The following is a 543-nucleotide window of genomic DNA, read 5'->3' on the forward strand; positions in this document are numbered from 1 at the left end:
TGGAGCGGATGACGAGACTCGAACTCGCGACCCTCACCTTGGCAAGGTGATGCGCTACCAACTGCGCTACATCCGCACTCACTGTGCCCATATGAACTGTGTTGAACTCTGTTCATCTGAACTAGTGCGACTCAAAACTTTAATGTGTCGTCGTGGCCTAAGCCAAATCGCCACCATGTTACTTACATTTGCGGTGGTCACTGTCGCGCGCATGCTTATCGACGGCTTCACCCCACCCTTGAAGGTCCCGCGATTATGGTCTTTTGGCAACCTGGTGTTAATGTATCTCTCGCGCTAAGCACAGCATCGCTTGATCGCTTGCGAGGTCCTATGGCTCAGTGGAAGAGCGTTCCGTTCACACCGGAAAGGTCGCTGGTTCGATCCCAGCTAGGACCACAGTATAGCCCCAGTTCTGGTCTGAACTGGGGTTTCTTTGTGCCGCGACTGCCGCTTTCGCGCGCCAGAGTGAGGGTTAAGGGTCAAAATGTGTGTCTGGCTCGGCGTGTCGTGGGGGTTAGATCTGGCCTTTTTGGATGCCGATTG

2 tRNA genes are annotated in these 543 nt (G+C 54.3%); one reads left to right on the top strand and one right to left on the bottom strand.

Annotated elements, in window-relative coordinates:
- A tRNA-Gly gene (locus KBX17_RS11450) sits at positions 1-76 on the bottom strand.
- Positions 77-324: 248 nt separating this feature from the next.
- Between KBX17_RS11450 and KBX17_RS11455 the strand changes: the two genes are divergently transcribed.
- Positions 325-396: transfer RNA gene (locus KBX17_RS11455), tRNA-Val, on the top strand.
- The last annotated feature ends 147 nt before the right edge of the window (positions 397-543 follow it).

Source organism: Corynebacterium sp. CCUG 65737 (genome assembly GCF_024454115.1).
Taxonomy (GTDB): domain Bacteria; phylum Actinomycetota; class Actinomycetes; order Mycobacteriales; family Mycobacteriaceae; genus Corynebacterium; species Corynebacterium genitalium.